Below are 26,882 nucleotides of genomic sequence, written 5' to 3'. Positions count from 1 at the left end.
CGGGCCACCTCACTCATGTCGACGTCCGGGTCCATGCGGGGGCGTCCACGAAGATGCCGACCCGTACCGGACCCGCCAGTGCCACACCTTCGACGCCGGGGCCGGCCGCGACGATCACGTTGTCCTGCAGCACCGGCAGCGTTGCGGCAAGCTCCCACAGCCGCGGTTCGGCGTCCGCGATCACCCGTGACACGTCCGTCTCACCGCGCAGCGCGGCATCGATCTCGGGCTGCAATGCCGGATCACACACTCCCGACATGTTGCTCGGCGCCTGCAGACCCACCGGGTCGCCGGAATTCGTGGACGGCGGCGGCTCCGTCGCCGTCTCCGGCAACGCAACGGGCACACAACCGAACCGCGACGCGAGGGCCGTCGCCGGATCCGATCCGGCCCGCTCCCACCCGACGACGGCGTCGACGCGGCCCGATTCGAGGGCATCACCGTAGAGGTCCTCGGCCCGCAACGCCCGGACGGACGCCGCGACTCCCGCCCCGCGCCACTGATCGGCCACGGTGTTCGCGACGGCGATCGCGGTGTCGTCGTTCTCGGGTGCGCCGAGTACGAGCGTCAACTGCTCGTCACCGCGCATCAGCCGGCCGTCCGTCGCCGTCTCCGGGTCGATGTTCTCACCGCTGTTCGGGGCCACGTGGTAGCCGGCCTCCGCCAGCCAGGCGACCGCCTGCTCCCGGGTGGGCGCCGGCGGGGCCGTGGCCGTGTACCCCGGATCGGACGGAGCCAGCACCTGCGCGCGGGCCGGAACGACCGCGGACTCGGTGCCGGCACCGACCATCGCGAGAAGATGCGCATCCAACAGCCCGAGCAGCCCCTTCCGCACGGAAACGTTCGACAGTTCGGACGTTCTGCCGTTGAGTGCCACCGACAGGACCCGCGGCTGCAACTCGGTACCGGTACGGACGTCCGGGATCGCCGACAACTGCGCGAGCGTCGCCGCACCACCGTGCACGCGCGCCACCTGAACGTCTCCCGAACGCATCGAATCGGACAGCTGGGCGGGTGAACCGCCCCGACGCATCTGGATCTGATCGGGTTCGGCCGGGGTGTCCCAGAACCGGTCGTTGCGTTCGAGGAGGATCTCGTCCCGTCCCCGATCGACCGACTTGATGTGGAATCGGCCGCCGGACACCGGGATTCCGTCGAGCAGGCCGCGCGCAAAACCGCCCGGCGAGTCCTTGAGCAGATGCGACGGCACCAGATCGGTGAACAATTCCCGCCACGCCGGATACGGCGCGGACAACCGGACCGTGACCGTCTTCCCGCCACCGGACGATTCGATGTCCTCGATCAATCCGTAGCCGGCCGGATCCACGACACCGGGCTGGCCGAGCATCTGCCGCCACAGATAACGGAAATCCTCGGCCGCGATCGGTGCACCGTCGGACCACTGGGCCTCGTTACGAAGCTGGTAGACGATCGACACCGGCGCCTCCGGTGTCGGCGGCGCGAGAGTCGCCGACACCAGCACCGACGGATCGGGCACCCACTCGGTGACCCCGGGCCGGGCCGGATCCGACACCGGGCGGAACGGGCTCGGCAACACCAGCGACGACACCGCCGCATTCACCGGCGACTGATCGGCCAGCAGATGCGGATTGAACCCGAGACCGACATCGTCGATCCCGACCACGACGGTGTTCTTCGCCGCAGTGACCGCTGTCGTCGGCTTCGGACTGTCCGTGCTCTCCACCGGCGGCGGCGGATTGGCGGTGCAGGCGGTGAGAGCAAGCCCGGCGACCAACGAGGCAACCCCCGGCAACACCCGTCTCACTCACCCGTCCCTTCGTATGCGGCTACGCCGCCTGCGCGCCTTTCCGGTAGTGACTACCCTCGAAAAGGCGCGCAGGCACGTCAGCGCACTTTACAGTGCGGCCTTGTCACGAGCCTTCTGCCGCGAACGCTCACGGGCACGGTCGGTCTGGGACAGGTGCAGCTTGCGCACGCGGATCGCCTCGGGGGTGACCTCGACGCACTCGTCGGCGGCACAGAACTCCATCGCGGCCTCGAGCGACAGCTCGATCGGCTTCGCGAGGGTCTCCGTGGCGTCGGCGGTGGCCGAACGCATGTTGGTGAGCTTCTTCTCCTTGGTGACATTGATGTCGAGGTCCTCGGCGCGCGGGTTGATGCCCACGACCATGCCCTCGTACGTGTCGGAGCCCGGCTCGACGAAGAACGTGCCGCGATCGGCGAGCTGGATCATCGCGAACGGGGTCACCGAGCCGGTGCGGTCCGAGACCAACGAACCGGTGTGGCGGGCGCGGATCTCACCGGCCCACGGACCGTAGCCGTGCGAGACGGCGTTGGCGATACCGGTGCCGCGGGTCTCGGTCATGAAGTCGGTGCGGAAACCGATCAGGCCGCGGGCCGGGACGATGAACTCCATCCGCACCCAGCCGGTGCCGTGGTTGGTCATCTGGACCATCTTGCCCTTGCGGTTGGCCAGCAGCTGCGTGATCGCGCCGAGGTGCTCCTCGGGGGTGTCGATCGTCAGTTCCTCGAACGGCTCGTGCACCTTGCCGTCGACCTGCTTGGTGACCACCTGCGGCTTGCCGACGGTGAGCTCGAAGCCCTCGCGGCGCATCTGCTCGACGAGGATGGCCAGCGCCAGTTCGCCACGGCCCTGGACCTCCCACGCGTCGGGGCGACCGATGTCGAGGACCCGCAGGGACACGTTGCCGATGAGCTCGGAGTCGAGGCGGGACTTCACCATGCGGGCGGTGAGCTTGTGCCCCTTGACGCGGCCGACGAGCGGCGACGTGTTGGTGCCGATGACGACGGAGATCGCGGGATCGTCGATGGCGATCGTCGGCAGGGCGACCGGGCTCTCGGTGTCGGCGAGGGTGTCACCGATCATGATGTCGGGGATACCGGCGACGGCGACGATGTCGCCGGCGACGGCGACCTCACCGGGCTCGCGCTCGACACCGACCGTCTTGAGCAGCTCGGTGATCTTGACGTTCTTGACGCCGTCGGCGTGCATCCACGCAACCTGCTGGCCCTTGCGGAGTTCACCGTTGTGGATGCGGACCAGGGCGAGACGACCCAGGAAGTCGGAGGCGTCGAGGTTGGTGACGTGGGCCTGCAGCGGCGCGGACACGTCGCCCTTCGGGGCCGGGACGTGCTCCATGAGGACGTCGAACAGGACGTCGAGGTTCTCGGTGTCGGGAGCCTGGCCGTTCTCCGGCTGGTTCATCGACGCCTTGCCCTCGCGCCCCGACGCGTACAGGACCGGCAGGTCCAGCAGGGCCTCGGCAGCGGCGGCGGCCTCGTCGTCGAGGTCGGACGCCAGGTCGAGGAGCAGGTCCTGCGCCTCGGAGACGACCTCTTCGATGCGAGCGTCGGGGCGGTCCGTCTTGTTGACGACGATGATGACCGGCAGCGATGCGGCGAGTGCCTTGCGCAGCACGAACCGGGTCTGTGGCAGCGGGCCTTCGGAGGCGTCGACGAGCAGGACGACACCGTCGACCATCGACAGGCCGCGCTCGACCTCGCCACCGAAGTCGGCGTGACCCGGGGTGTCGATCACATTGATCACCGTGACGGTGCCATCGGCGTTGTGACGGTGGACGGCGGTGTTCTTCGCGAGGATGGTGATGCCCTTCTCGCGTTCGAGGTCACCGGAGTCCATGACGCGGTCGACCAACTCGGCCCGCTCGGCGAAAGCGCCGGACTGGCGCAGCATGGCGTCGACGAGAGTGGTCTTGCCATGGTCGACGTGCGCGACGATGGCGACGTTACGGAAGTTACTGGTGCTCACGCGGGGCGTTCTCCTGGCTGCTGACGTGGGCCACGCGAGATTGGTGTCGCACGGCGTATGGCTGCCGCTGCGCGCATGCGTGATGTCCCATTCGCGATCCCCCTCGTCGCGGAACGCATCGAGGTCGCGGGAAAGATCACGACATCTGCGCCGACGGAGGCATTGCGGCCAGCGAATACCCTACCCGCCCGTACGGGCTCCGCCCACATCGCGGCCTCGGAAATCGGGCCTCGACCTGCGAATCGTGATATACGCCACTGACCCTCCGACACCTGGGCGCCACCGAAATATGAGGGTACGCTAACTTCCGCGACGTCGATTCGGGCGTCGGGTTCGGGAGGAAGGCCGGTTCGCACATGGGCAAAGGCAAGGTGAAGGCCTCCGAGGTGTCCGGCCTCAAGCCCAAGAAGAAGTGCTGCCGCAAGAAGACCCGCTGCCTGAAGTGCCCGGTCGTGATCATGAGGATGAAGAAGCTCGAGGACCAGGGTGCCACCAAGAAGGAGCTCAAGAAGGGGCTCAAGAAGGCCCGGGCAGCCTGAACGTCAACCGACGAGCAGCGCCACCAGGTCCGGCACCCAGCCCCGATCGTTGCCGACGAGCGCGATCGACGGCAGTTCGTCCGCGTCCACCCAGCGCAGCGCAGCGTGGTCGAGTGGGCGGGGGACACCGTCGATCAACTCCGCCCGATAGGCCCGGAGCACCAGCCCGTCCCGCAGCGGCACGTCGGCCCCGATCCGCTCCCCCGGTGCCACCTCCACGCCCAGTTCCTCGCGCAGTTCCCGGCGCACCGCGTCGGCGGGACTCTCGCCCTGTTCGACCTTGCCTCCGGGCAGCTCCCACAGGCCCGCCAGCTCCGGCGGCCGGGTGCGCTGCGCGAGCAGCAGCCGGCCGTCCCGGATCACCGCGGCCGCGACGACCTCGCGTTCGACGCTCATTGCAGCCTCCGTGTCGGCGTCCCATGATGGGGTATGGCCGAGTTGTTGTCCGACCCCGAGATCGACTCCGCACTCACCGACCTCCCCGCGTGGCGCCGCGACGGCGCCACGCTCGTCCGCACGATCGAATCGACGAGCTTCCCCGCCGCGATCGTTCTCGTCGACCGGGTCGCGGAAGCCGCGGAGTCGATGAACCACCATCCCGACATCGACATCCGCTGGCGCACCGTGACGTACACCCTGTCGACGCATTCCGCGGGCGGGATCACGGCCGCGGATCTGGAGCTGGCACGTCGGATCGACGCGCTGGCGTCGTCTCCGCCGACTCCCTAGCCGTCGCACGGCGTCCGGCGTACGCGACCCACCCGAACACGACGAGCGCCCCGGCCACGTTGACAGTCCCGGCCCACGCGAGTGCGCCGGGACGGGAAATGGCTTCGCCTTCGAGACGATGCAGCACCCACGGCACCCCGACGACGGTGACCGCGAGCCAGGACGCGGCCACGATCCGGGTACCGAGCAGGTGGCGGTACGGCCCGTGCACCAGCCAGATCAGCATGGGCAGCACCCACACCCAGTGGTGCACCCACGAGATCGGTGACACCAGCAGTCCGAGAAGTTGCACGAGCACGAGCGTGCCGAGCCGGTCCTCGCGGTCGAGAGCGCGCCACGCGAGGACCACGAGCGCGGCGGCGATCGCGACGCCCACGATCCACACCGGACCGGTGCCGACATCGTGGCCGGCGAGCCGGCTGAGTGCGCCTCGCAGCGACTGGTTCCATGCCGAGCCGACCGGGCCGATCCGGTCGGCGTCACCGAACTTGGTGGTGAAGTAGTCGCGGGCCTGGGCTCCGATCACGACGTAGCTGACGGCGACGGTGCCGGCGAACGCGACGGCCGAGAACACAGCGGCCCGCCACCGGCGCTGCGCCAGGAAGTACAGGCCGGTGACGGCGGGGGTCAGTTTGATTCCGGCGAGTACGCCGACGATGCCGCCGGACACCCACCAGCGGGTGCTGCGGACCGCGAGCATCGCACCGAGCACGAGGAAGACGTTGACCTGCCCGTAGTCGAGGGTCGTCCGCACCGGTTCGCTCCACACGCCGACGGCGGTCCACAGCATCGCGATCGACTGCCAGTACCGGGTGCGGGCGGCGTCACCGAGCAGCAGTTCGAGACTGATCCGGACGACGAAGAACAGTGCGACGACGGTGCCGGCCTGCCAGAGCAGCCCCACCAGACCGAACGGCAGGTAGTGCAGGGGCAGGAACACCAGGGCCGCGAACGGTGGATAGGTGAACGGCAGCGGGAAGTCGGGGGTGTCGTCGGAGTACGTGAACGCGTACAGGTCGCCGCGCAGCAGGGCCGCCGAACCGTCGACGTAGACGTGCAGGTCGACGAAGTTGAGGCCGTTGGGGGTCAGCACCGTCCACAGCAGTCGCGCCAGGACCGACACCGCGAGCACCATCGGCGCCCATCGGAGGAACCGGGACCACACGGTGTGCTTGCGGGATTCCCGCTCGACGAGTGACTGCTCCGGCACTGGCTGGTGTTCTCCCCGTGATCGTGTGGCTGTGCGCACGCGGTGTGATGCGACGGCGGGACGAGCCCCGAAGTCGCGTCAGCGTAACGCGTGGGGGCAGGCCGTCGACAAACCGCTTTGCCCACGCGTAACAGTTGAATCAAAGTTCACTTGCCCCTCATGCGTCACGGGATATGGTCACGGGGCCGTGGCAGTGACGTCACAGCATGCATAGACTGCACGCGACGTAGGTCACGATCGGGTCGTACGTAAAGGATGGGAACCGTGATTCGTAACCGAGGAATGCGCCGAGCGATCACCGCGTGCGCAGTCGCTGCCGCCGCCACGCTCGCCGTCCCGGCCACCGCTGCCGCGGAACCCGCCCCGCCCGCGCTTCCCGAAGGCGTCCCGGTCGAGGCCCTGGCGTCGCTCGCACCGGCCATCATGGGTGCGGTCGCGGCGCCGGCGGACATCGCCGACGTCGACGCCAAGGCCGACCTGCTCGCGCAGGCCCGCGCTCTGCTCGAGGGTGCGAATCTGCCGCCGGAGTTGAAGTCGACGCTCGAGCGGGTCATCACGTTCCTCGACGGCAGCGGCGGTGGCGGCCCGGAGATTCCGCAGGACGGCCCGCCGATCGCCCAGTTCCTCTACCCGACCGTCGGCAAGGGCTGCATCGCCCCGTCGAGCGACTCCGTCGGTACCGCTCTCGCGGTCCCCGGTCCGGCGCACCTGCCCCCGCCGGGACCCGCGGCCGGCCAGGCCGGGTTCGTCTTCACCGCCCTCGGCACCGCGAAGGCGGCACCGGATCAGGGCATGACGGTGTCCTGGATCAACGTCGACAACGGTCGCCGGGACACGCAGAACCTCACGACCGAGGCCCGGATCAACCCGGACGGTCCGGCGACGCTCTCGGCGATCGCGGACACCGGACCCGGTCGGGTCCTGGCCGTCATCTCGGGTTCGCTGACGACCGAACCGGACGGCGCCGCCCCGATCACGTGCAGTTTCCTGCCGACCATCGGCATGGTCGCGGTCGCCTGACCCGTCCCACACCCGACAGAAGGCCCCGCCGGATTTCCGGCGGGGCCTTCGTCTTTGCCGTTCCGTGCTGGTGTCCGGCCGGACAGCCGTGGTAGACCGGGGCATGCCCGCAGTTACACGTTCGATCCGGTCCAGGAAGTCCCGGCGGTCGATCCTGTCCATTCGTTCCGAGGGGTCGATCCTGTCGATCGGCAGTGTGGGTTCGGTCCTGTCGATAGGTTCGGTCGGCTCGGTCCTGTCGATAGGTTCGATCGGTTCCGCCGGATCGGTGTTGTCGTCGCTGTCGTTCGCCAGTGTCGGCTCGGCACTGTCCGGGCTGTCGAGGTGGTCGTTGCTGTCGTGGCGGGCGGTCGGTCACGCACCCGACGAGCGACCGCCGCTGGTCGTGGTCGCGGACGAGCCGGAGCTCACCGACGTACCGTCGGGGCACGCGCAGTCGTAGACACACCGACCGCCGTCAGTCGTCGCGTTCCTCCGGTCGCGGCCAGAGTCGTCCTTCGATCTGCTCGATGTCCCGGTTGAAGCGGGTGAGCAGGTCGCGCAGGTTCCGGATGTCGGCGTCCGACCATCGGTCGAGGACGCTGCCGACTCCGTGCCGGTTGAGTTCGCGGTCCTCGTGCAGTTGCCGGAGGCCTTCGGCCGTCGGCCGGATCTTGCGGGCGACACCACCGGCCGGGTCGGTGAGTCGTTCGACGAACCCGTTGCGCTGCAATGCCCCGACCTGCCTGTTGATGGTCGAGATGTCCAGCCGGAACTCCTCGGACAGTTCCTTCAGGCTCATCGGCGGCTCGAGTTCGAGCCGCCCCAGGATGAGGTAGGCGGACCGCTCGAGTTTCTGGCCGCCGCGTTGCCGCGACATCGTGTGGTAGCGCGACATCAGGGTCAGCTCGAACTCGATGTCCGCTGTCACACGGGGGTCTTCGGGCACGACATCCGTCCTCTCTTCTCCGTGGATCTCGACGATCGTCGTCCAACAGTCGGGCACCGCTGCGCGGACCCCTCTATTGTGCATACTGCACATGCTATGTAGCGTGCACACCCTTACATTGCCGATTTTTCTTCTTTCGTGAAATTCGAGGAGTTCCTTTGACCTCATCCGTCGCGTCGCCGGACGCGCCCGGGGCGACACCGCCGACCGAACGCCGCTCCGGCAGGGTCATCGTCGCCACACTCGGGTTGTGCGGCATCGTCGTCGCGCTCATGCAGACCCTCGTGGTCCCGGTCATCCCGGAACTACCCCACCTGCTGTCCACCACACCTTCCGACGCGTCGTGGGCCGTCACCGCCACCCTGCTCGCGGCCGCGGTGGTCACTCCGATCAGTGGCCGGCTCGGCGACATGTACGGCAAGAAGCGGATCCTGATCGCGAGCCTGCTGCTCGTCGTCGTCGGTTCCGTGGTGTGCGCGTTCGCGAACTCGTTGATTCCTCTCGTCGTCGGACGCGCCCTGCAGGGCGCGGCGGTCGGCGTCATCCCGCTCGGCATCAGCATTCTGCGCGACGAACTCGAGCCGAAGAAGGTCGCCGGGGCGATGGCCGTCGTGAGCGCGACCCTCGGTGTCGGCGGTGCGGTCGGGTTCCCCGTCGCGGCGGCGGTCGCCGAGGTCGCGGACTGGCACGTCCTGTTCTGGATGGCGGCCGGTCTCGGCCTGGTGTGCACCGTGATCGCGGTGCGCGTCATCCCCGAGTCACCGGTACGCAACCCCGGCCGATTCGATGCCGTCGGCGCTGTCGGTCTCAGTGCCGCGCTCGTCCTGCTGCTGCTTCCCATCACGAAGGGCGGCACGTGGGGCTGGAGCGATCCCCTGACACTCGGACTGCTGGCCGCGTCCGCCGTGGTGTTCCTCGCGTGGGGCGTGCTACAGCTGCGCACGTCGCGTCCACTGGTCGACCTGCGGGTGTCGGCACGGCCGCACGTACTGTTCACGAACCTGGCGTCGATCGCCATCGGGTTCAGCATGTACGGCAACTCGCTGACACTCCCCCAACTCCTGATGGCACCCGAGTCCACCGGCTACGGCCTGGGCCTGTCGATGGTCGCGACCGGTCTCACCCTCGCCCCCGGCGGACTGGTGATGATGGCGCTCTCGCCGGTGTCGGCGAAGATCTCGGCGTGGCGCGGACCGCGTTTCACCCTCATGGTCGGCGCTGTCGTGGTCGCTGCGGGCTACACGTTCGTGTACTTCTTCTCGTCCACGGTGTGGCAGATCATGATCGGTTCGATGATCATCGGCGCCGGTGTGGGGTTGAGCTACTCGGCGATGCCGGCCCTCATCATCGGGGCCGTGCCGCTGTCCGAGACGGCGGCCGCCAACGGACTCAACGCCCTGATGCGCTCGATCGGCACCTCGACGGCTGCGGCGGTCGTGAGCGTCGTGCTCGCCGGGATGACGGTGACGCTCGGTACGGCCACGATCCCGTCGCTGGACGCGTTCCGGGCGACGTTCGTGATCGCGGTCGTCGCCGCGGTGGTCTCCCTGGTCTTCGCGGCACTGATCCCGTCGCCGAAGCGTCGCGCCCGTTCCTGATCGCCTCGCTCCCGTGAGACGTCGAAGGCCCGCACCGGATCCGGTGCGGGCCTTCGACGTACGGCGATCAGGCGGTCTGCTGATCCGCGGAGGACGACCCGCCGCCCAGGGCGTCCGAGGAACCGATGTACAGGTTGCCGGCGATCGAGTACAGCAGGTTGATGAGGAATTCCACGGGACCTCCAGGTCGTAGGCGCTTTTCGGAGTTATCGACGGGCGACCCCACAACGTTTCACCGGTGACCGGTTCATCCGTTTTCTGCGAACAACTGAAACGTGTTCCATTCGTGGGTTAGGTTGCAGGAGTCCCGCCCGCGAGGCGGGGCATCCGCAACCGAGCAGGAGGAGCGCAGGGATGGCGTGGACCCGCGACGAACTCGAGGCCGCCTTCGAGAACTACCAGAAGACCGTGGTACAGGCGACGCAGACCGGCGACTGGAACGTCTTCGCCGACCAGTTCACCGAGGACGCCACCTACAACGAGCACGCGTTCGGCCAGTTCTCGGGGCGCGAGGCGATCCGGCGCTGGGTGACGCGCACGATGACGGCGTTCCCCGGCAACCGGATGCCGGAATTCCCGGTCTCCTGGTACGTGATCGACGAGGAACGCGGCTGGGTGGTGTGCGAGGTACAGAATCCGATGGAGGATCCCGGGGACGGCACCGAACACGGTGCCGCGAACATCACGATCCTCCACTATGCGGGCGACAATCTGTGGTCGCACGAGGAGGACGCCTACAACCCGATGAACTTCCTGTCGATGGCGAAGAAGTGGTGCACGCACGCCGACGCGTCCGGGAATCTGCCCGACGATGCACGGGCGTGGATGGCGAAGATGGCGAACCTCCCGGGCTGACGCGGGAAGAAACGACGACGGGCGCCCTCCTGGTGGAGGGCGCCCGTTCCAGTTCGTCGGATCGTCAGTAGCTGGTCCAGAGCACCGCGATCAGTGCGTTGACGATCGCGAGGCCGCCGACAATGTGCGCGAAGTTGGGGTTGGCTTCGCCGCGCTTCTGCCGGGCCCGACCGATCTCGGCGACCGCGACGATCACGAGGCTGATGAGCAGCTTGACGCCGATCTTGGCGTGGTCGTAGTCCTTGCCCAGCGAATCGACGGCTTCACCGAGTCCGACGATGATCAGACCGGACAGCAGCTGGATGCGGGCGCCCCACACCATCACCTCGCTGATCCGGGGAGCCTTCAGGACGGCGAGGTAGCCACCGACGATCGCGGCCATGCCGAGCAGGTGGACGGCGACGAGGATGTTGTAGACGACAGACATGCCCTTACCTTAGCTTTACGTTTCCCGGTCAGGACAGGAAGAATGGTCTGCTCGTCGACCACTGGCCGTAGTTCGGCTTCAGGATCGAGTTGACGTCGACGCCGATACCGTCGATCGTGCGCTTGTCGATCTCGAACTGGTGCAGGTGCGCGGCCGGGTGTACGTACCCGGCGGGGGTGCCCCAATTGTGCTGCCAGAACCAGGATCCGACGCCGGTCCGCAGACAGTGGTCGATGGTCGGCGAGTTGCCGTAGACACCGACGTTCGCGTGTCCGATCACGTCCTCCCACCCGCGCAGGTACGGGGTGATCAGATTGTTCAGCTCCCAGCCCGACGGATTGTCGTCGATGGACGCATAGATGGGGCAGTTGTCGGGACCACCGGCGGCGCGGTGCAGTTCGAGTCCGCGGCGGGCGTGCCGGATACCGGCGTCGTATCCGCCCCGCCAGTCCGACGTCTCGCCCTTGCCGAGCTGGTAGCACGACACGATCTGCAGCCCGGTCGCGGCCATCGCGGCGGCCTCCGTGAACTGCATCGGCTTGCCCAACATCCATGCGGCGTCGGGGCGACGGTCGGAGACGTATCGGATGGCGCCGACGTGCCCGGCGGCACGGATCGACAGCGGCGACGGCACCCCGGCCGAGAAGTCGACGAGAGTGGCCGGGCCGGCGTTCGCGATCGACGGTCCGGTGACGGCGGCCAGACCCGCAGCGGCGGTGCCTGCGGCGGCGATTCGGAACAATCCTCGTCTGGAAACCTGCACCTGAGCACCTCACATCACCGGCAGCGTCCGGTATCGACTGACTGGGCCGCCCGCACCGATTCGGTTCGGGCCCTGTTCGATTCGACGCCTATTCCACCACAGCGGCTCGGGTTTCGTCAGCCACATCGGTGACGTGGACGATCAGGACGATTCGAGTCCGGTGAAGAAATCCGGCTGCACGGTGACGTCCTCGACGACACGGGTCGTGGTGCGTACGCCGAGGGCGTGTTCCTTGAGGAGTCCACACAGGCGCTCCCCGTCGATGAGGTCGACGGGGGGTGCACCGTCGCGGCGGGATTCGGCGCGGGCCTCGCTCGTGAACGTGCCGGTGGTGATGAGCAGCCCCTTCTCGCCGCGGCCGGCCATGGCTCCGCGCAGGTCCCGTACCGCGCCGACGCCGACACTGCCGTTGATCCGCTTGCACGCGAACGCGACCGGGAAGCTCAGCAGCGAGATCTGGCACATGCCGATGCCGTCGACACCGCCGTCGACACCGCGGCCGGTGATCGTGGCGGTGGAGAATCCGGCCTCGCGCAGCAGTCGCTGGATCAGTCGTTCGAAACCGCCGGGCGACATGCGCAGGATCGACTCGATCAGATCGGTCTTCCAGTCCGGGTCGACGATGCCCTCGTCGTACGGCTCGACCGCGGGCACGCCGTCGTCGGGAAGCGGAACCGACTGCGGGTCAGGAACATCGGCCTTGCGTTCGAGACGCTGCCGACGCTTGTCGGCGGTGAACGCCACGAGCAGGGGGCGGATCTCGCGCTCGGTGACCTCACGCCCCGTCTTCGTGACGGCCCACACCGCCCGGCGACTGTTCTCGATCAGCCCCATGCCCTTGAGATATGTTCGGGCCCAAGCCAATCGATACTCGACCTCGGTTCCGGGGCCGGCTCCGTGCAGGATCGCCTGCACGGCCGGCGACCAGCCCTCCCGTTCGACGACGGCGCCGTCGAGTTCGTTGTTGGACGCCGACCCCCCGAGTGCGATGAGCGCCTGCAGCGTCGGCCACAGCAAATCCGTGTAGGGAGGGAGCTGGGCGAGCGCACCGGCCGGACCGGCGTCGTCCCCACGCTGAGACTCCTGCACCTGCTACACCCGCTCCCATCACACTGTCGGTCGGCCGACGTGGATGCTATCGGCTGGCACCGCCGGGCTCGACACCGGTGGCCCGTGCGGCCGCGTCCCGACCGGCGACCCGACCGAACGCGAGCGCATCGGCGATGTGGAATCCGCCGTCCTTGCACCAACTGTAGGTCGAGCTCACCTCGCCGGCGGCGTACAGGCCGTCGATCGCCTCGCCCCGGGTGTCCAGGACACGCGAGCGCCCGTCCCGGCGCGGGCCGCCGTTGCTCCACCCCAGCAGGGGCACCACGTCGAGGACGTAGAACGGCGCCTCGGACACCGCGCCGAGCATGTCGGGGTTGCGGCCGAAGTGGTCGTCGCGGCCCGCGGCGCACGCCTCGTTGTAGAGCGTGACGGTGCGTTCCAGCGTCGCCGGGTCGATGTCCATGATCTGCGCGAGCTCGGCGATCGACTCCGCCCGCCGGATCCAGCCCCTGTCGATCTCGGCGCTGTTGTCCGCGCTCCAGCGGGAGCCGTTCATCAGCAGGTTCCAGCCGACCGGGAGCACGTCGGCGGTAGGGCTGAGCGGCCCGGCGGTCCGCATCCGCTCGTCGAAGACGAGCCGGAACGGGCGCAGCGGGAACAGTTCCCAGGCTCCGTCGCGCCGGATGTGCCCGTGGTTGGGGTAGGCCACGGCCGACTCGTCGACGAAGCGGCGACCCTCCTCGGAGACGAACAGGTAGTTGTGTGCACCCCACAGCGCGAGGTAGTGGCCGCTGCCGTCGTCGCCGCGGACACCGGTGATGGTGGCCATGTTGTCCATGTGCCACAGGTCCGCACCCACCGACTGCGCGAGGTGGTGTCCGTCGCCGGTGGACGCCGGGGACCCCCACAGCACGTGATCGTGGACCCGGAGGTAGTCGTGCACCATCTGCGGATTTCCGGCGAAACCGCCGGTGGCGAGCACCACGCCGCCGCGGGCCGCGATCCGCCGACTGCCGGACCCACTGCCCACGACGACGCCCGTCACGATGCCGTCGTCCGTGATCAGTTCACCGGCCGGGGTGGCGTAGCGGATCTCGATCCCGCTCTCGGCCACTGCCTTTCGCAGGAAGTCGAAGAGCAGCGAGTTGCCGAGCCGCCCGCCGATCGCGTCCATCCCGGCGTAGCAGTCGCTGCCCTCCTCCCCCAGATATTCGGGTTCGGTGTGGTACTCGGCGCTCAGTGCGACGTCGGCGCCGAGTTCCTTCATCCACTGCGAGTTCGCGGCGGTCTCGTCCGCCCAGGCGTCGACGACATCGTCGGGCAGCGGGAACGGGCCGCACAGCGAGCGCAGGAAGGTCCGGGCCCGCTGCGGGTCGGCGTTGACCCACCAGCCGCCGCCGGAGACCCGGGTGTTGCCGCCCGCGACGTCCTCGTCGCACTTCTCCACGACGAGAACGGCGGCACCGGCCCGCTGCGCGGCGAGTGCGGCCGCGGACCCGGCGGCCCCGGAGCCCACCACGACGACATCGAATTCCTCGTCGAACCCTGCAACGCCCATGTTCGTTCCTCTCGCCGACTCCGTGAATGTGATCCACGTCATCCTGATGCCGTCGGCGCGGTGGACGCAGCGGATGTTCCGTCCACCGGGAGACTCGTCAGCTGTCGACGAGGACCTGCAGTGCGGCCCCGTACCGTTCGACGATCCCGTCGATGGGGGCGTCGAGCAGCCACGGGCTCTCCACGACGTACAGGGCCGTCATCAGACCGGACAGCTGCGCCGCCAGCAGGTGTGCGCGCAGGCCGGCGTCGTCGCCCGCGAGTCGCGGAACGAGCGGCTCGATGATCATCTGTTCGATCGCCTCCTGCAGGTGCTCGCGCACGGCGGGACGGTCGGATGCACGCACGAGCGCCGCGTAGATCGCGCTCGGCGGGTGGATCTGCCGACGGCGGGTGCGGCGGACCACGAAATCGACCAGTTCCCGGCCCAGATCGTCGAGCGGACCCTGCACGACCTCGACGAACGCATCCGACATGGTCATGGTGCGGACGAACAGCTTCTCCTTGGAACCGAAGTAGCGGATGACGAGCGCCGGGTCGACGCCGGCCCGCCGCGCGATGTCCCGGACGCCGGTGCCGGCGAAGCCCTGTTCGGCGAACAGTTCCGCGGCAGCGGCCTGCACGGCTTCGCGATTGTGGGCGGTGCCCGCGCGGACACCGTGCTCGGAGGTCTCGGCCGACATATCTCTTCCTTCGTTGTCGCTCGCTCGTACGGATCGCCGCCAACTGTGCCCCACAGCCTACGTCAACAGTGTTGACAAACCTTTGTCAACACTGTTGACTTGCCGTCCGTCAACGCTGTTGACAGATCGACGATTCAGAAAGGCCGATGCGCATGCCCAGCCGCCACGACCAACAGCAGCAGGAATGGACCCAGGCCATCGCGGCCGACACCGACGCGGTCGCGCCGGTCCTCCACTCCGAACACGACGCCCCCGCCGCCCCGACCGGCTCCGCCCGCACCCCGTGGCGCGTCGTCGTCCAGTCGATGGTGTTCCCGCTGTTCTTCGCGGTGATGTTCGCGCTCTGCTACGTGAGCGCATTCCACGATCCGACGCCGCGTCACGTCGAGGTCGTCGTGGCAGGCCCCGACGCGGCCACCACCGCACTCGTGGACCGGCTGGCCCCCTCGGTCGGCGACAAGTTCGACCTCGAAGCCACGACGGACACGGCCGCCGCGCTCGACCGTCTGCAGAACCGGGAGGTCGCCGGAGTCCTCGAGCTGGGCGCGCCGATGAACCTGCACATCGCGTCCGCCGAAGGAGCGATGCGGGTGCAGGCCGTCGAGGGCCTGGCGCAGCCGCTGGCCGCCGCGCAGGGCGTGGAACTGAACGTCCTCGACCACGCTCCCCTGGCCGCCGACGACCCCACGGGAACCGGGCTGTTCTACCTGGTGATGGTGTGCACGATCGTCGGCTACCTGACGATCACCGTGCTCGCCCAGGTCGCGCCGCGCATGCGCACCCGCTTGCAGCTCGCGGTCCTGGGCACGATGTCCGTCGTCGGTGTCCTCGTGTCGTATCTGGTCTCGGCGATCTTCATCGGCTTCTACGAGGCCTCGTTCCTCGCGAACCTGGGCATGCTGGCGGTCGTCGTCGCCTACACGTTCATCGTCGGGTTGGTGAGCATCCTGGTCAACCGGCTGTTCGGTCAGGCTGCGATCATGGTCGTGATGACGCTGATGATCTTCGTCAACTTCCCGAGTGCGGGCGGCGCGTTCCCCGCCGATTTCCTGCCCGGTTTCTGGTCGGCGTTGAGCCACTTCTGGATCGGCTCGGGTGCGGTGGACGCCGTCCGCTCGATCGTCTACTTCGGCGGCACCGGTGTGGGCCACGGCCTGTGGGTGCTCGCGGGATGGTTCGCGGTCACCGTGGCGCTGCTCGCCGTCACCGGACTGCGCAAGCGCGCCGACGAATCACCGAAGCACGCAGTGAACTGACCGAGGTCAGTGAAGGCCACCGTGGACGACGTCACCGTCGAACACGGTGGCCTTCACCTTTATGTCGGCAAGTGCAACCGGGTCGACGTCGAGCGGATTCTCGGACAGGACAACGAGATCCGCGTGCGCTCCGGGCCGGATCACGCCGATCGTGTCGTCGCCGAACAGTTGCCACGCCGCGTCGACGGTCTGTGCGCGCAGCGCGGCCTCGACGGGGATCCGTTCGTCGGGGGCGAGAATCTTGCCGCCCCGGGAGCGGCGGGTGACCGCGTCGGCGATGTTGCGCAGCGGGTTCGTCGGGGTGACCGGCCCGTCGTTGTGGAACGAGATGCGGTGCCCGGCGGCGAGCGCGGATCCTGCTGCCGCCCAGTGTCCGCCGTGGTCACTGCCGAACAGGTCGTCGACCAGGACGTCACCCCAGTAGTACAGGTGGTCGACGAACAGGCTGACGGTGACCCCGAGGTCGGCGGCGCGCCGGAACTGGTCCGGTCGCATCGCGCCGACGTGTTCGAGCCGCAGCCGGTGATCGGACCGTGGATACGCGGCGAGCATCTTCTCCCACGCGTCGAGCACCGTCGTGATGGCTTCGTCGCCGTGGGCGTGGCACGCGATCTGCCAGCCCTTCGCGAAGTAGGGGGTGCTGATGTCGAAGATCTGTTCCTCGGTGTAATTGGCGTGACCGTGACTGCACGCCATCCCCAGGGCTCGGGTGGCCGGTGTGTCGAGGTACGGGAAGCTGAGGGCGATGTTGCCGATCCACGGTGACCCGTCGGCCCAGATCTTGATACCGATCTGCCGTACCAGTTCGTCTCCGTCACCGGGTTCGACGTCGGACTCCCGTGCGGGGCCTGAGGTTTCGTAGAGACGCAGCCGGGTCGTGAGGACTCCGGCGGCGACGGCCTCGGCGAGCGGTGCCCGCATGGCGGGGTCGAACGCCATCTCGCTGACGGTGGTGACACCGACCGCGTTCATACGGGCGCATTCGGCGGCGATCAGTTCGGGGTACCGGGCGGCGGCGGCCGCGACGAGCGGGCCGGCCACTGCCAGGACCGCGGCCATCTCGTAGGCGACGCCGTCGAGATTGCCGGCGGCGTCGCGTCCGAAACGCGCGCCCTCCGGGTCCGGGGTGTCGCGGGTGATGCCGGCGACCGTCGCGGCGGACGAGTTGAAGTAGGCGGCGTGCCCCGAATTGTGCAGGACGACGAGCGGCGCGTCGGGTGACTGTTCGTCCATCCAGGCGAGGGTCGGTTCGTCGAGTCCCTTCTGCAGCAGTGGATCCCAGCCGTTGAGAATCGCCCCGTCCGGGCCCGCATCGGCGACTGCCTGTGCGATCGCGGCGAGCACCCCGGCGGAGTCGGGGACGGTGACGGGCCGGATGTCGACGACGGGTTCACCGAGCATCACGGCCTCGTTGAGTGGGTGGCCGTGGGCTTCGACGAATCCGGGGACGATGCAGGCGGTTCCGACGTCGTGGATCTGGGTGTGCGGGGCGATGTGCGGGGCGATGTCGGCGTCGGAGCCGACGGCGAGGATGCGGCCGTCCCGGACGGCCACGGCGGCGGCCCGCGGGAGGTCGTCGTCCATGGTCAGGATGTCACCGAACAGCACCAGGTCAGCCATCGTTTCCCCTATTCCGTGCCGGCACGGGGCCGGCCTGGTCCTCACCTGAACGTCACGCTACCGATCCGGCACACCCGACGCGAGACGAATGTCGATACAAAGTGTGTCGGTGCCGGGTCGGGTAGAAAGACTGTGGGACCGTCGGGTTCACCGATCGAAGGGAGTGGCGTCGTGGCGGCGAAGAAGTGGGCCGAGTTGAGCACTGTGCAGCGTGCGGGGCTTGCCGCACTGGGTTCGATGCAGGTGGTGTTGGCGGTGAGCGCGTGGGCGGATCTGGCGCGTCGGCCACGGAATCGGGTGAACGGCAGCAAGGGCAAGTGGGCGGCGATCATCGCGGTGAACTTCGTCGGCCCGTTGTCGTATTTCCGGTGGGGCCGCAAGAAGCTCGGGTGAGCCACCCGGTCATGTGACGAGGTCTGCGTAGACGACGGTGTTGTCGCGGTAGCTCCCTGCAGCGGTGTCGAATTCGCCGCCGCATGTGATGAGACGGATGCCGGGGTGGTCGATGTCGCCGTACACGTCGAGGGTGGGAAATTCTGTTTTCGCGTAGTTCTCGACGCGGCCGACACGGAACACGGCGGTGGTGCCGTCGGTGCGGCGGGTGATGATCTCGTCGCCGGGCTCGAGTTCGTGGAGTCGGTGGAAGACGCCGGTTTCGCCGTTCCAGTCGACGTGGCCGGCGAGGACAGCGGGGCCGAGGTCTCCGGGGACGGGTGATCCGGTGTACCAGCCGGCAGGGAATGCTCCCGGCGGCACTTCCAGAGTGCCGTCCGATTCGAGTCCGAGGTCCATCAGGTCGGTGTCGACGCGGATGGCGGGTATCACGAGGTGGTCGGGGCGCAGTACGGCTGTCTCGGCGGGTGTCGTGATGCCGGGGTGCGGGGACAGTTCACCGAGGGATACCGGCCCGGTGGTGGTGCAGCCGGCCAGGGTGATCGTTGTCGCTGTGCAGGCGGCGAGGACGGCCGACAGGCCGCCCCGGCGAGTGTGCCGGGGGCGGCCTGTCGGTGTGGTGTCCATTGTGGTGTGGTTCTTACGCCTGCTTGCGCCGGTGGCGTCCGACGGCGGCGGTGGTTCCGGCTGCGGCGGCGAGGAGCAGCGCGGTGCCGAGGAGTGCGTTGCGGCCGGTGGTGTCGTCGGAGGCGGTTTTGTTTCCGGCTTCGACGCCACCGACTGGGATGTCGACGATCTGGCCGCGGCGCGTCGCCTGTGCGGCCACGTCGGTGGCGGTGCGGGCGCCGGTGTCGGGGAGGGTCCGCACGACCGGGACCACCTGATCGTGGTTCTCGTTCTCCTCGTCGACGACGGGGGCGCCGCTGCCGCTGTCGACTGCGCTGCCGATGGTTGCTCCACCGGTGGCGGCGCTACCGAGGCCGAGGCTGCCGAGTGCGGCACTGCCGAGAGCCGCACTGCCGAGTTGGGTGCTGCTGCTGTCGGTGCTGCCCGGGGCGAGTTCCCCGGTGCTGCCGGTCGATCCGGTTCCTGCCTCACCGGCGCTGCCGGCCGTCAGATCACCGAGACTGCCCGCACCGAGATCGGCACTGCCCGTGGGGAGTTCCGCACTGCCCGCATCGGTACCTCCCTCGCTGCCCGCGTCACCGGCACTACCGAGTGCACCGACACTACCGAGCACCGGAAGCGCCAAGCTACCGAGCGGAAGGGCCAAGCTACCCAACGGGACCGCCAGACTTCCGAGGGCCGGTAGCGCGAGGCTACCCAGATCCGCATCACCGCTACCGGTGTCCCCGAGGCTGCCGGTCAGCAGATCACCGAGGCTCCCCGCACCGAGATCGGCACTACCCGTGGTCAGATCGGAGCTCCCCGCGTCGGTGCCACCACTCGAACCCGCACCCGCATCACCGAGACTGCCGGCACCGAGGTCACTGCTACCGGCATCGGTGCCACCTTCACTGCCCGCGTCACCGGCACTACCGAGTGCACCGACACTACCGAGCACCGGAAGCGCCAAGCTACCGAGCGGAAGGGCCAAGCTACCCAACGGGATCGCCAGACTTCCGAGGGCCGGTAGCGCGAGGCTACCCAGATCCGCATCACCACTACCGGTGTCCCCGAGGCTGCCGGTCAGCAGATCACCGAGGCTCCCCGCACCGAGATCGGCACTACCCGTGGGGAGTTCCGCACTGCCCGCATCGGTGCCACCACTCGAACCCGCACCCGCATCACCGAGACTGCCGGCACCGAGGTCACTGCTACCGGCATCGGTGCCACCTTCACTGCCCGCGTCACCGGCACTACCGAGTGCACCGACACTACCGAGCACCGGAAGCGCCAAGCTACCGAGCGGAAGGGCCAAGCTACCCAACGGGATCGCCAGACTACCGAGGGCCGGGAGCGCGAGGCTACCCAGATCCGCATCACCACTACCGGTGTCACCGAGGCTGCCGGTCATCAGATCACCGAGACTGCCCGTGGTCAGATCCGAGCTACCAGCATCGGCCCCACCACTCGAACCCACACCCGCGTCCCCGAGACTGCCCGCACCGAGATCAACACTGCCCGCAGGGAGTTCCGCGCTACCGGCATCGGCACCACCGTCACTGCCCGCGTCACCGGTACTACCGAGAGCACCGACACTACCGAGCACCGGAAGCGCCAAGCTGCCGAGCGGAAGGGCCAAGCTACCCAACGGGATCGCCAGGCTGCCGAGGGCCGGGAGCGCGAGGCTACCCAGGTCCGCATCACCGCTACCGGTGTCGCCGAGGCTTCCCGTCAGCAAGTCACCCAAGCTACCCGCGCCGAGGTCACCACTGCCCGTGGTCAAATCCGCGCTACCAGCATCGGCCCCACCACTCGAACCCACACCCGCGTCCCCGAGACTGCCCGCACCGAGATCAACACTGCCCGTGGGGAGTTCCGCGCTACCGGCATCGGTGCCACCGTCACTGCCCGCGTCACCGGCACTACCGAGAGCACCGACACTACCGAGCACCGGAAGCGCCAGGCTACCGAGAGGAAGGGCCAAGCTACCCAACGGAATCGCCAGGCTGCCGAGCGCACCTTCTCCCAGGCTGCCCAGATCCAGATCGCCGAGACTGCCCGCGTCGAGATCACCACTACCGGTGGTCAGATCCGAGCTCCCCGCGTCGGTGCCACCACTCGAACCCGCACCCGTGTCACCGAGACTGCCGGTCGTCAGATCACCGAGGCTCCCGGCACCGAGATCAGCACTACCCGCGTCCGTACCAGCCTCACTACCGGAGTCACCGGCACTACCGAGCGCGCCCGCGCTACCCAATACCGGCAAAGCCAGGCTCCCCAGCGGAAGGGCCAAGCTCCCCAACGGGATCGCCAGACTACCGAGGGCCGGCAGCGCGAGGCTACCCAGATCCGCATCACCACTACCGGTGGTCAGATCCGAGCTACCGGCATCGGCGCCACCACTCGAACCCGCACCCGCGTCACCGAGACTGCCGGCACCGAGGTCAGCACTACCCGCAGGGAGTTCCCCACTACCCGCATCCGTACCAGCCTCACTACCGGAGTCACCGGCACTACCGAGTGCACCGACACTACCGAGCACCGGAAGGGCCAAGCTCCCCAACGGGATCGCCAAGCTACCGAGCACACCTTCACCCAGGCTGCCCACATCCAGATCACCGAGGCTACCGGCCTCCAGGTCACCACTACCCGTGGTCGGATCCGAGCTACCGGCATCGGCGCCACCGCTCGAACCCGCACCCGCATCACCGAGACTGCCGGCACCGAGATCACTGCTGCCCGCGGGGAGTTCCCCGCTACCCGCATCCGTACCAGCCTCACTACCGGAGTCACCGGCACTACCGAGCGCGCCGACACTCCCCAATACCGGCAAAGCCAAGCTTCCCAGCGGGACCGCCAAGCTACCGAGCACACCTTCACCCAGGCTGCCCACATCCAGGTCCTCGAGACTTCCGGCACCGAGATCAGCACTGCCTGTGGTCAGATCCGAGCTACCGGCATCGGCGCCACCGCTCGAACCCGCACCCGCGTCACCGAGACTGCCGGTCGTCAGATCACCGAGATCACTGCTGCCTGCATCGGTGCCGCCGTTGCTGCCGTTCGCGCCGCTCGAACCGGCGCCGGCGTCACCGCCGCCGGAGCTGCCGAGTGCCGGCAGTCCGAGGCTCCCCAGTACAGCGTCCGCTGCACTCTCGAGGTTCAGGTCGCCGTCGCTACCGGTGGACGTGTCACCGCTACCTGCGCTGAGGCTGCCGAGCGCGAGTTCCGCGAGACTGCCGAGGCCCACGCCGCCTTCCCCGAGGCTACCGAGGGCCAGTTCGGCCAGGTGTGCCAGATCGAGGTTGCCGGTGCTGCCCGCGCCGGCACCACCGCCGGCACCGCCGGGGCCGACCGTGCTGCCGAGGCCACCGCCACCGGCACCGTCGGCGCTGCTGCCGAGACCCGAAACGCCGCCGTTCGCACCACCGTTCGCGCTGCTGCCGATTCCGTTCACCGACGCCGGCTGCGCCTGCCCGACCGACGGTGTCGCGATCGTCAAAGCGCCGACGGCCGTGGCCGCCACCAGGATGCGACTCTTCATCCTGAGCGTTCTCATATTTCGGGCTTTGTGGGTAGACATCGGTCTTCGACCTCCTCGATCGGCATGCCAGCAACGCACAACAGACAGCCCAGCTGCATGAAGACAGAACAGGCGAAAAACGCCCCCCGAAAATCCGGCCGACCCCCATCGAGCGGATAGCAAAATCCCCCAGCCACATGCTTACAGGCACGATCAAGATAACATCTCGACCAGATTTCGATACCAGATTCGGTCGCCTACCACGTCGACGAAATCAGTTAGTGCCGCCCATCATTCGAATGATAAACCCACTGAACTGCGGCATCGTTACCGGTTGCGTACCACCACCGACAGGGGGATTCACCCCCCACTTCACCCCAATGCCCGGCGTGGACAACGGGGAACTGATTCCGCTTGTAACGCAGAACGCTCGAATAGCGATACTTTCCCTCCGCCGGAAAAGAATGCCCAGAGGAGTCACATTTATTCGATCCGATGGTCGTGGTCGTGGCTCTCGGTGCGAGACTTCACCCAGCCGTAGTCCAGCTTTCCACTCGGAGCCCCGAGCTGCCTCGTCGACCGTCCGGAAGGCGCGCGGAACCTCGTACGCGTGCACTCCTCGACGAGCTCGAAGTCGGACACGACGTCACGGTCGACGAGGCGGAACACCCCGACGTCACCTCATTCGTCGCGAACCCGCTGTATCAGCGGTGACCGTCGGTGCGCAGTTCCCTCGGGCGGCTCGTGTTCGCGGGCGCCGCCGGATACGCGCGGCGGTTCGGGCGGGGTCATGATTCCTCCTCCGTGACTTCGAGGGCCTTGAGGGGCGCCTCGGGCTGCACCTCGACGAGGACGAGATGGACGCCGCGGGGCGCGTTCACGACCGCGACGACGGCACCGGCCATGTCGGACGCCCGCAGGAAGTAACCGTGCCGGGCGAAGCCCCACGTGGTCCACATCTTCGCGACAGGGGCGATGACCTCCGGGGTGGTGTCCATGCCCATCCCGGTCAGGGTCGGCCCGGGACGGACGACGGACGCCCGGATTCCGCTGCCCTCGAGTTCCATGCGCATCTGCCGCCCCATGGCCTCGAGCCCTGCCTTGGCGGCGTCGTAGGCACCCATGAGGGGTCGGGGCCGGTCGGCGCAGTCCGATCCGATGAGAACGAAGTCGCCGCGCCGACGCTCCCGCATGCCGGGCAGGACCCGGTGGGCGAGACGCTGCGGGCCGACGAGGTGGACGTCGACCTGGTTCGCGAACCGGACCGGGTCGATCTCGTCGGCGGCACCGAACTCGAGGTCTCCCGCACCGGACACGACGATCTCGGTGGGGCCCAGAGCATTTTCGGCGGCGGTGACGAACGCGTCGACCGAATCGTCGTCGGTGACGTCGAGGAAGTGCGCGAACGCCTCTCCCCCGTTGCTGCGGATCTTCTCCGCGATCGCCTCGGTCTTTTCGAGCCGGCGGGCCCCGAGCACCACGGGATGCCCGAGTTCGGCGAGGGCGTAGGCGGTGGCCTCGCCGATCCCGGAGGAGGCACCGCTGATCAGGGCGGGGCGTCGGACGGGATTGGGTTCGAAACGCGGCATCAGCGCACCTGCACCTTCATCGGCAGGGCTGCGAAGCCCCGCACGTTCGACGAGTGGACCCGTTCGGCGGCGTCGACGTCGATCTCGTAGTGGGTGACGCGCTGCGCGAACTCGTCGAGTGCGATGTTCGCCTCGAGCCGCGCGAGGTGCGCACCGAGGCAGAAGTGCACGCCGCCACCGAAACTGACGAGCTTGTTGGTCGAGTCCCGGCCGATCCGGTACTCGTCCGGGTCGGGGAACACCGCCGGATCCCGGTTGGCGGACCCGAGCAGCAGCAGCATCTTCTCCCCCGCCGGCACCGTCTGCCCGTGGTACACGATGTCCACGGTGGTGGTGCGGGCGAGAGCCTGTGTGGAGGTGTCGAAACGCAGTGTCTCCTCGACCCATTCGGGTACGCGCTGCGGTTCGTCGAGTACCTGGGCGACCTGTCCGGGGAACCGGCCGCCCCAGTAGGCGGCGTTGCCGAGCAGTTTGGTGGTGGTCTCGTTGCCGGCGACCACCATCAGGAACATGAACCCGAGCACCTCCTGATCGGAGAGCGCGTCGCCGTCGAGTTCCGCGTCGAGCAGTGCGGAGGTGAGGTCCTCGGTGCGCGAACGGCGCCGTTGCTCGATCATGTCCTTGTAGTAGCCCATCAAGGTGATCGACGCTTCCACCGCCGCCTGCGGCACGTCGAGGACCCCCTCCTCACGGTGCACGACCAGGTCGGCGAGCCGGCGCAGTTCGGCCCGGTCCCCGGACGGCACACCCATCAGTTCGGAGACGACGTCCATCGGGAGCTTGCCGGCGACCTCGGTGACCCAGTCGAATTCCCCGGCGTCCAGGGCGGGTTCGAGATAACGCCGGGTGAGTTCCCGGATGCGCGGCTCGAGTTCCGCAACGCGGCGGGGCGTGAATCCGCGGGACACCAGCCGGCGCAGGCGCGCATGCCGGGGATCGTCCATTGCGAGGAACGACATCACCAGGTGGGCATGCGGCCCGTATGCGGCCGGATCCAGCGAGACGCCGTTGGCACTCGACAGCCGCGTGTGATCGCGGAATCCCCGCAGGACGTCGGCGTGACGAGACAACGCCCAGAACCCGATCTCCGGGTTGTGATAGATCGGCGATTCGGCGCGCAGTCGCGCATAGACCGGGTAGGGGTCCTCGTGGAGGTCGTAGTCGTACGGGTCGAAGACCAGCGGGTCGATCAGGGCTTCGGTCATCGGTTCACTCCAACCTCGTTGCCATTCGAATGTGACCAAACTATAGTCCAGACACCTGTCCAGCGAGAAAGGTTTCGTGCCGTGACACTGCGCCCGACCGACAGTTCCGCACTCCTGATCGACGGCAAGCTCGTACCCGGCTCCGGTGGCATGTTCGAGGTGATCGACCCCGCCACCGAGCACCGCATCGGGTACGCCGCCGAGGGCACCGAGACCGACATGGACACGGCGATCGCGGCAGCGCGTCGCGCATTCGACGACACCGGATGGTCCCGCGACCACGCTTTCCGGGCACGGTGCCTGCGCCAACTCCGGGACGCCCTGCGCTCACACCTCGAGGAGTTGCGGGAGATCACCATCGCCGAGGCCGGGGCGCCGCGCCTACTGACCGCGGGCCCACAGCTCGAGGGCCCGGTCACCGACCTGGGATATTTTGCCGACCTCGCCGAATCGTATTCGTGGGAAACCGATCTCGGTGTGGCATCCCCGATGGGGATCCGCACCCGTCGCCGCGTCCTGAAGGAAGCGGTCGGCGTCGTCGGCGCGATCACCCCGTGGAATTTCCCGCACCAGATCAACTTCGCGAAGATCGGTCCGGCACTGGCCGCCGGCAACACCGTCGTCCTCAAACCGGCCCCCGACACGCCGTGGTGCGCGGCCCTGGTCGGTGCGGTGATCGCGGAGGAGACCGACATCCCGCCGGGCGTGATGAACATCGTCACGTCCACCGACCATCGGCTCGGTGCGCAGTTGGCCCGCGACCCCCGCGTCGACCTGATCTCGTTCACCGGTTCCACCGCGACCGGGCGGGCCGTCATGGCAACCGCCGCCGAATCGTTGAAGAAGGTGTTCCTCGAACTGGGCGGCAAGTCCGCATTCGTCGTGCTCGACGACGCCGACCTCGACGCGGCCTGCGCGCTGGCCGCGTTCACGGTGTGCACACACGCCGGCCAAGGGTGCGCGATCACCACCCGGCTACTGGTGCCGCGGGCACGCTACGACGAGGCTGTCGCGGCCACGGCCCGCACCCTGTCCGGGATCCGTCCCGGTGATCCCACCGCCCCCGGCACGGTGTGCGGACCCCTGATCTCCGCGAGGCAGCGGGAGCGGGTGGAGGGCTACCTACGGCTCGCGGTCGACGAGGGCGGCGAGATCGTCGTCGGCGGCGGGCGTCCCGCCGAGCACGATCGAGGATTCTTCGTCGAGCCGACCTTGATTGCCGGGCTGGACAACTCGTCGCGGGTTGCACAGGAGGAGATCTTCGGGCCGGTGCTGGTGGTCCTCCCGCACGACGGTGACGACGACGCCGTCCGCATCGCCAACGATTCCCCGTACGGGCTCTCCGGGTCGGTGTGGGGCCGCGACCCCGACCGGGTACGGCGGGTAGTGGACGGTATCCGCACCGGAACCCTCGGTGTCAACGGCGGCATCTGGTACGCCGCCGACGCCCCGTTCGGGGGCTACAAGCAGTCCGGCATCGGCCGCGAGATGGGCGTGGCCGGATTCGAGGAGTACCTGGAGACCAAGCTCGTCGCGGAACCAGCGAACTAGCCGAGACCACA

Annotated in this window: 24 protein-coding genes; 9 read left to right on the top strand and 15 right to left on the bottom strand. The window is 68.3% G+C overall.

The genetic code is table 11. The features are described 5' to 3' along the window. Nucleotides 1–13 precede the first annotated feature (13 nt). A complete protein-coding gene (locus tag Q5696_RS06420) occupies nt 14–1,786 on the bottom strand; it encodes an ABC transporter family substrate-binding protein (RefSeq protein ID WP_305094365.1) in 1,773 nt (590 codons plus the stop codon). 90 nt (nt 1,787–1,876) lie between these two features. Continuing rightward, complete coding sequence (typA, locus tag Q5696_RS06415) at nt 1,877–3,772, bottom strand: translational GTPase TypA (RefSeq protein ID WP_305094364.1); 1,896 nt, start codon at nt 3,770–3,772, stop codon at nt 1,877–1,879. Between the two features lie 356 nt (nt 3,773–4,128). On the opposite strand from typA, the gene Q5696_RS06410 reads away from it, so the two are divergent. Continuing rightward, nucleotides 4,129–4,311: a hypothetical protein gene (locus Q5696_RS06410; RefSeq protein WP_305094363.1), complete on the top strand. Its 183-nt coding sequence runs from the start codon at nt 4,129–4,131 to the stop codon at nt 4,309–4,311. A 3-nt stretch (nt 4,312–4,314) separates the two neighbouring features. Here the strand turns inward: Q5696_RS06410 and Q5696_RS06405 are convergent, their stop codons facing one another. Further along, a complete protein-coding gene (locus tag Q5696_RS06405) occupies nt 4,315–4,707 on the bottom strand; it encodes a (deoxy)nucleoside triphosphate pyrophosphohydrolase (RefSeq protein ID WP_305094362.1) in 393 nt (130 codons plus the stop codon). A 33-nt stretch (nt 4,708–4,740) separates the two neighbouring features. On the opposite strand from Q5696_RS06405, the gene Q5696_RS06400 reads away from it, so the two are divergent. Then, nucleotides 4,741–5,040 carry a 4a-hydroxytetrahydrobiopterin dehydratase gene (locus Q5696_RS06400; protein WP_305094361.1) on the top strand — a complete coding sequence of 100 codons (300 nt, stop codon included), beginning with the start codon at nt 4,741–4,743 and terminating at the stop codon, nt 5,038–5,040. On the opposite strand, the gene Q5696_RS06395 is transcribed toward Q5696_RS06400, so the two are convergent. Beyond that, complete coding sequence (locus Q5696_RS06395; protein WP_305095159.1) at nt 4,973–6,175, bottom strand: mannosyltransferase; 1,203 nt, start codon at nt 6,173–6,175, stop codon at nt 4,973–4,975. The genes Q5696_RS06400 and Q5696_RS06395 overlap by 68 nt on opposite strands. Before the next feature lie 357 nt (nt 6,176–6,532). Here Q5696_RS06395 and Q5696_RS06390 point away from each other — a divergent pair, with 357 nt between their 5' ends. Both Q5696_RS06390 and Q5696_RS06385 read left to right on the top strand, forming a co-directional pair. After that, nucleotides 6,533–7,270 carry an Rv1157c family protein gene (locus Q5696_RS06390; protein ID WP_305095158.1) on the top strand — a complete coding sequence of 246 codons (738 nt, stop codon included), beginning with the start codon at nt 6,533–6,535 and terminating at the stop codon, nt 7,268–7,270. A 103-nt stretch (nt 7,271–7,373) separates the two neighbouring features. Further along, nucleotides 7,374–7,712, top strand: a complete 339-nt coding sequence (locus Q5696_RS06385) for a hypothetical protein (protein ID WP_305094360.1) — start codon at nt 7,374–7,376, stop codon at nt 7,710–7,712. A 15-nt stretch (nt 7,713–7,727) separates the two neighbouring features. Here the strand turns inward: Q5696_RS06385 and Q5696_RS06380 are convergent, their stop codons facing one another. Then, on the bottom strand, nt 7,728–8,198 hold the full coding sequence (locus tag Q5696_RS06380; protein WP_305094359.1) for a MarR family winged helix-turn-helix transcriptional regulator: 471 nt from the start codon (nt 8,196–8,198) through the stop codon (nt 7,728–7,730). 158 nt (nt 8,199–8,356) lie between these two features. On the opposite strand from Q5696_RS06380, the gene Q5696_RS06375 reads away from it, so the two are divergent. Next, nucleotides 8,357–9,796, top strand: a complete 1,440-nt coding sequence (locus tag Q5696_RS06375; RefSeq protein ID WP_370654872.1) for an MFS transporter — start codon at nt 8,357–8,359, stop codon at nt 9,794–9,796. Nucleotides 9,797–10,150: 354 nt separating this feature from the next. After that, nucleotides 10,151–10,651: a nuclear transport factor 2 family protein gene (locus tag Q5696_RS06370; protein ID WP_305094358.1), complete on the top strand. Its 501-nt coding sequence runs from the start codon at nt 10,151–10,153 to the stop codon at nt 10,649–10,651. Nucleotides 10,652–10,715: 64 nt separating this feature from the next. Here the strand turns inward: Q5696_RS06370 and Q5696_RS06365 are convergent, their stop codons facing one another. The 5 genes from Q5696_RS06365 to Q5696_RS06345 form a co-directional block, all read right to left on the bottom strand. Continuing rightward, nucleotides 10,716–11,078, bottom strand: a complete 363-nt coding sequence (locus Q5696_RS06365; protein ID WP_305094357.1) for a hypothetical protein — start codon at nt 11,076–11,078, stop codon at nt 10,716–10,718. Between the two features lie 28 nt (nt 11,079–11,106). After that, nucleotides 11,107–11,841 carry a DUF1906 domain-containing protein gene (locus Q5696_RS06360; RefSeq protein ID WP_305094356.1) on the bottom strand — a complete coding sequence of 245 codons (735 nt, stop codon included), beginning with the start codon at nt 11,839–11,841 and terminating at the stop codon, nt 11,107–11,109. Nucleotides 11,842–11,982: 141 nt separating this feature from the next. Continuing rightward, entirely contained in the window at nt 11,983–12,930 is a 948-nt protein-coding gene (locus Q5696_RS06355) for a restriction endonuclease (RefSeq protein WP_305094355.1), read from the bottom strand. A 46-nt stretch (nt 12,931–12,976) separates the two neighbouring features. Further along, on the bottom strand, nt 12,977–14,449 hold the full coding sequence (locus Q5696_RS06350) for an FAD-dependent oxidoreductase (protein ID WP_305094354.1): 1,473 nt from the start codon (nt 14,447–14,449) through the stop codon (nt 12,977–12,979). Nucleotides 14,450–14,546: 97 nt separating this feature from the next. After that, complete coding sequence (locus Q5696_RS06345; RefSeq protein WP_305094353.1) at nt 14,547–15,131, bottom strand: TetR/AcrR family transcriptional regulator; 585 nt, start codon at nt 15,129–15,131, stop codon at nt 14,547–14,549. A 152-nt stretch (nt 15,132–15,283) separates the two neighbouring features. On the opposite strand from Q5696_RS06345, the gene Q5696_RS06340 reads away from it, so the two are divergent. Then, nucleotides 15,284–16,387 carry a hypothetical protein gene (locus tag Q5696_RS06340; protein ID WP_305094352.1) on the top strand — a complete coding sequence of 368 codons (1,104 nt, stop codon included), beginning with the start codon at nt 15,284–15,286 and terminating at the stop codon, nt 16,385–16,387. 6 nt (nt 16,388–16,393) lie between these two features. Here the strand turns inward: Q5696_RS06340 and Q5696_RS06335 are convergent, their stop codons facing one another. Further along, nucleotides 16,394–18,007 (bottom strand): amidohydrolase, encoded by a 1,614-nt coding sequence (locus tag Q5696_RS06335; RefSeq protein WP_305094351.1) that lies wholly within the window; start codon nt 18,005–18,007, stop codon nt 16,394–16,396. Between the two features lie 171 nt (nt 18,008–18,178). On the opposite strand from Q5696_RS06335, the gene Q5696_RS06330 reads away from it, so the two are divergent. Then, on the top strand, nt 18,179–18,400 hold the full coding sequence (locus tag Q5696_RS06330; RefSeq protein ID WP_305094350.1) for a PLD nuclease N-terminal domain-containing protein: 222 nt from the start codon (nt 18,179–18,181) through the stop codon (nt 18,398–18,400). 9 nt (nt 18,401–18,409) lie between these two features. Here Q5696_RS06330 and Q5696_RS06325 read toward each other — a convergent pair whose 3' ends face one another. The 4 genes from Q5696_RS06325 to Q5696_RS06310 form a co-directional block, all read right to left on the bottom strand. After that, nucleotides 18,410–19,027, bottom strand: a complete 618-nt coding sequence (locus Q5696_RS06325) for a class F sortase (RefSeq protein WP_305094349.1) — start codon at nt 19,025–19,027, stop codon at nt 18,410–18,412. A gap of 13 nt (nt 19,028–19,040) precedes the next feature. Then, entirely contained in the window at nt 19,041–22,547 is a 3,507-nt protein-coding gene (locus tag Q5696_RS06320) for a beta strand repeat-containing protein (RefSeq protein WP_305094348.1), read from the bottom strand. Nucleotides 22,548–23,314: 767 nt separating this feature from the next. Next, nucleotides 23,315–24,115 (bottom strand): SDR family oxidoreductase, encoded by an 801-nt coding sequence (locus tag Q5696_RS06315; RefSeq protein ID WP_305094347.1) that lies wholly within the window; start codon nt 24,113–24,115, stop codon nt 23,315–23,317. Further along, complete coding sequence (locus Q5696_RS06310) at nt 24,115–25,320, bottom strand: cytochrome P450 (RefSeq protein ID WP_305094346.1); 1,206 nt, start codon at nt 25,318–25,320, stop codon at nt 24,115–24,117. The genes Q5696_RS06315 and Q5696_RS06310 overlap by 1 nt, the downstream gene beginning before the upstream one ends. 81 nt (nt 25,321–25,401) lie before the next feature. On the opposite strand from Q5696_RS06310, the gene Q5696_RS06305 reads away from it, so the two are divergent. Next, on the top strand, nt 25,402–26,871 hold the full coding sequence (locus Q5696_RS06305; protein ID WP_305094345.1) for an aldehyde dehydrogenase: 1,470 nt from the start codon (nt 25,402–25,404) through the stop codon (nt 26,869–26,871). The last annotated feature ends 11 nt before the right edge of the window (nt 26,872–26,882 follow it).

Origin of the sequence: Prescottella sp. R16, from assembly GCF_030656875.1 — a bacterium.
Taxonomy (GTDB): domain Bacteria; phylum Actinomycetota; class Actinomycetes; order Mycobacteriales; family Mycobacteriaceae; genus Prescottella.
Note: the sequence above shows the minus strand (reverse complement) of the source record. Positions and strands in the feature narration are given on the sequence as shown.

Coding starts and splice junctions, on each gene's coding strand:
- Q5696_RS06365 (WP_305094357.1), bottom strand. CDS start 11,078: ATGTCTGTCGTCTACAACATCCTCGTCGCCGTCCACCTGCTCGGCATG.
- Q5696_RS06410 (WP_305094363.1), top strand. CDS start 4,129: ATGGGCAAAGGCAAGGTGAAGGCCTCCGAGGTGTCCGGCCTCAAGCCC.
- Q5696_RS06315 (WP_305094347.1), bottom strand. CDS start 24,115: ATGCCGCGTTTCGAACCCAATCCCGTCCGACGCCCCGCCCTGATCAGC.
- Q5696_RS06325 (WP_305094349.1), bottom strand. CDS start 19,027: ATGGACACCACACCGACAGGCCGCCCCCGGCACACTCGCCGGGGCGGC.
- Q5696_RS06400 (WP_305094361.1), top strand. CDS start 4,741: ATGGCCGAGTTGTTGTCCGACCCCGAGATCGACTCCGCACTCACCGAC.
- Q5696_RS06395 (WP_305095159.1), bottom strand. CDS start 6,175: ATGGTGCTCGCGGTGTCGGTCCTGGCGCGACTGCTGTGGACGGTGCTG.
- Q5696_RS06370 (WP_305094358.1), top strand. CDS start 10,151: ATGGCGTGGACCCGCGACGAACTCGAGGCCGCCTTCGAGAACTACCAG.
- Q5696_RS06385 (WP_305094360.1), top strand. CDS start 7,374: ATGCCCGCAGTTACACGTTCGATCCGGTCCAGGAAGTCCCGGCGGTCG.
- Q5696_RS06350 (WP_305094354.1), bottom strand. CDS start 14,449: ATGGGCGTTGCAGGGTTCGACGAGGAATTCGATGTCGTCGTGGTGGGC.
- Q5696_RS06340 (WP_305094352.1), top strand. CDS start 15,284: ATGCCCAGCCGCCACGACCAACAGCAGCAGGAATGGACCCAGGCCATC.
- Q5696_RS06405 (WP_305094362.1), bottom strand. CDS start 4,707: ATGAGCGTCGAACGCGAGGTCGTCGCGGCCGCGGTGATCCGGGACGGC.
- Q5696_RS06335 (WP_305094351.1), bottom strand. CDS start 18,007: ATGGCTGACCTGGTGCTGTTCGGTGACATCCTGACCATGGACGACGAC.
- Q5696_RS06390 (WP_305095158.1), top strand. CDS start 6,533: ATGCGCCGAGCGATCACCGCGTGCGCAGTCGCTGCCGCCGCCACGCTC.
- Q5696_RS06310 (WP_305094346.1), bottom strand. CDS start 25,320: ATGACCGAAGCCCTGATCGACCCGCTGGTCTTCGACCCGTACGACTAC.
- Q5696_RS06345 (WP_305094353.1), bottom strand. CDS start 15,131: ATGTCGGCCGAGACCTCCGAGCACGGTGTCCGCGCGGGCACCGCCCAC.
- Q5696_RS06320 (WP_305094348.1), bottom strand. CDS start 22,547: ATGAAGAGTCGCATCCTGGTGGCGGCCACGGCCGTCGGCGCTTTGACG.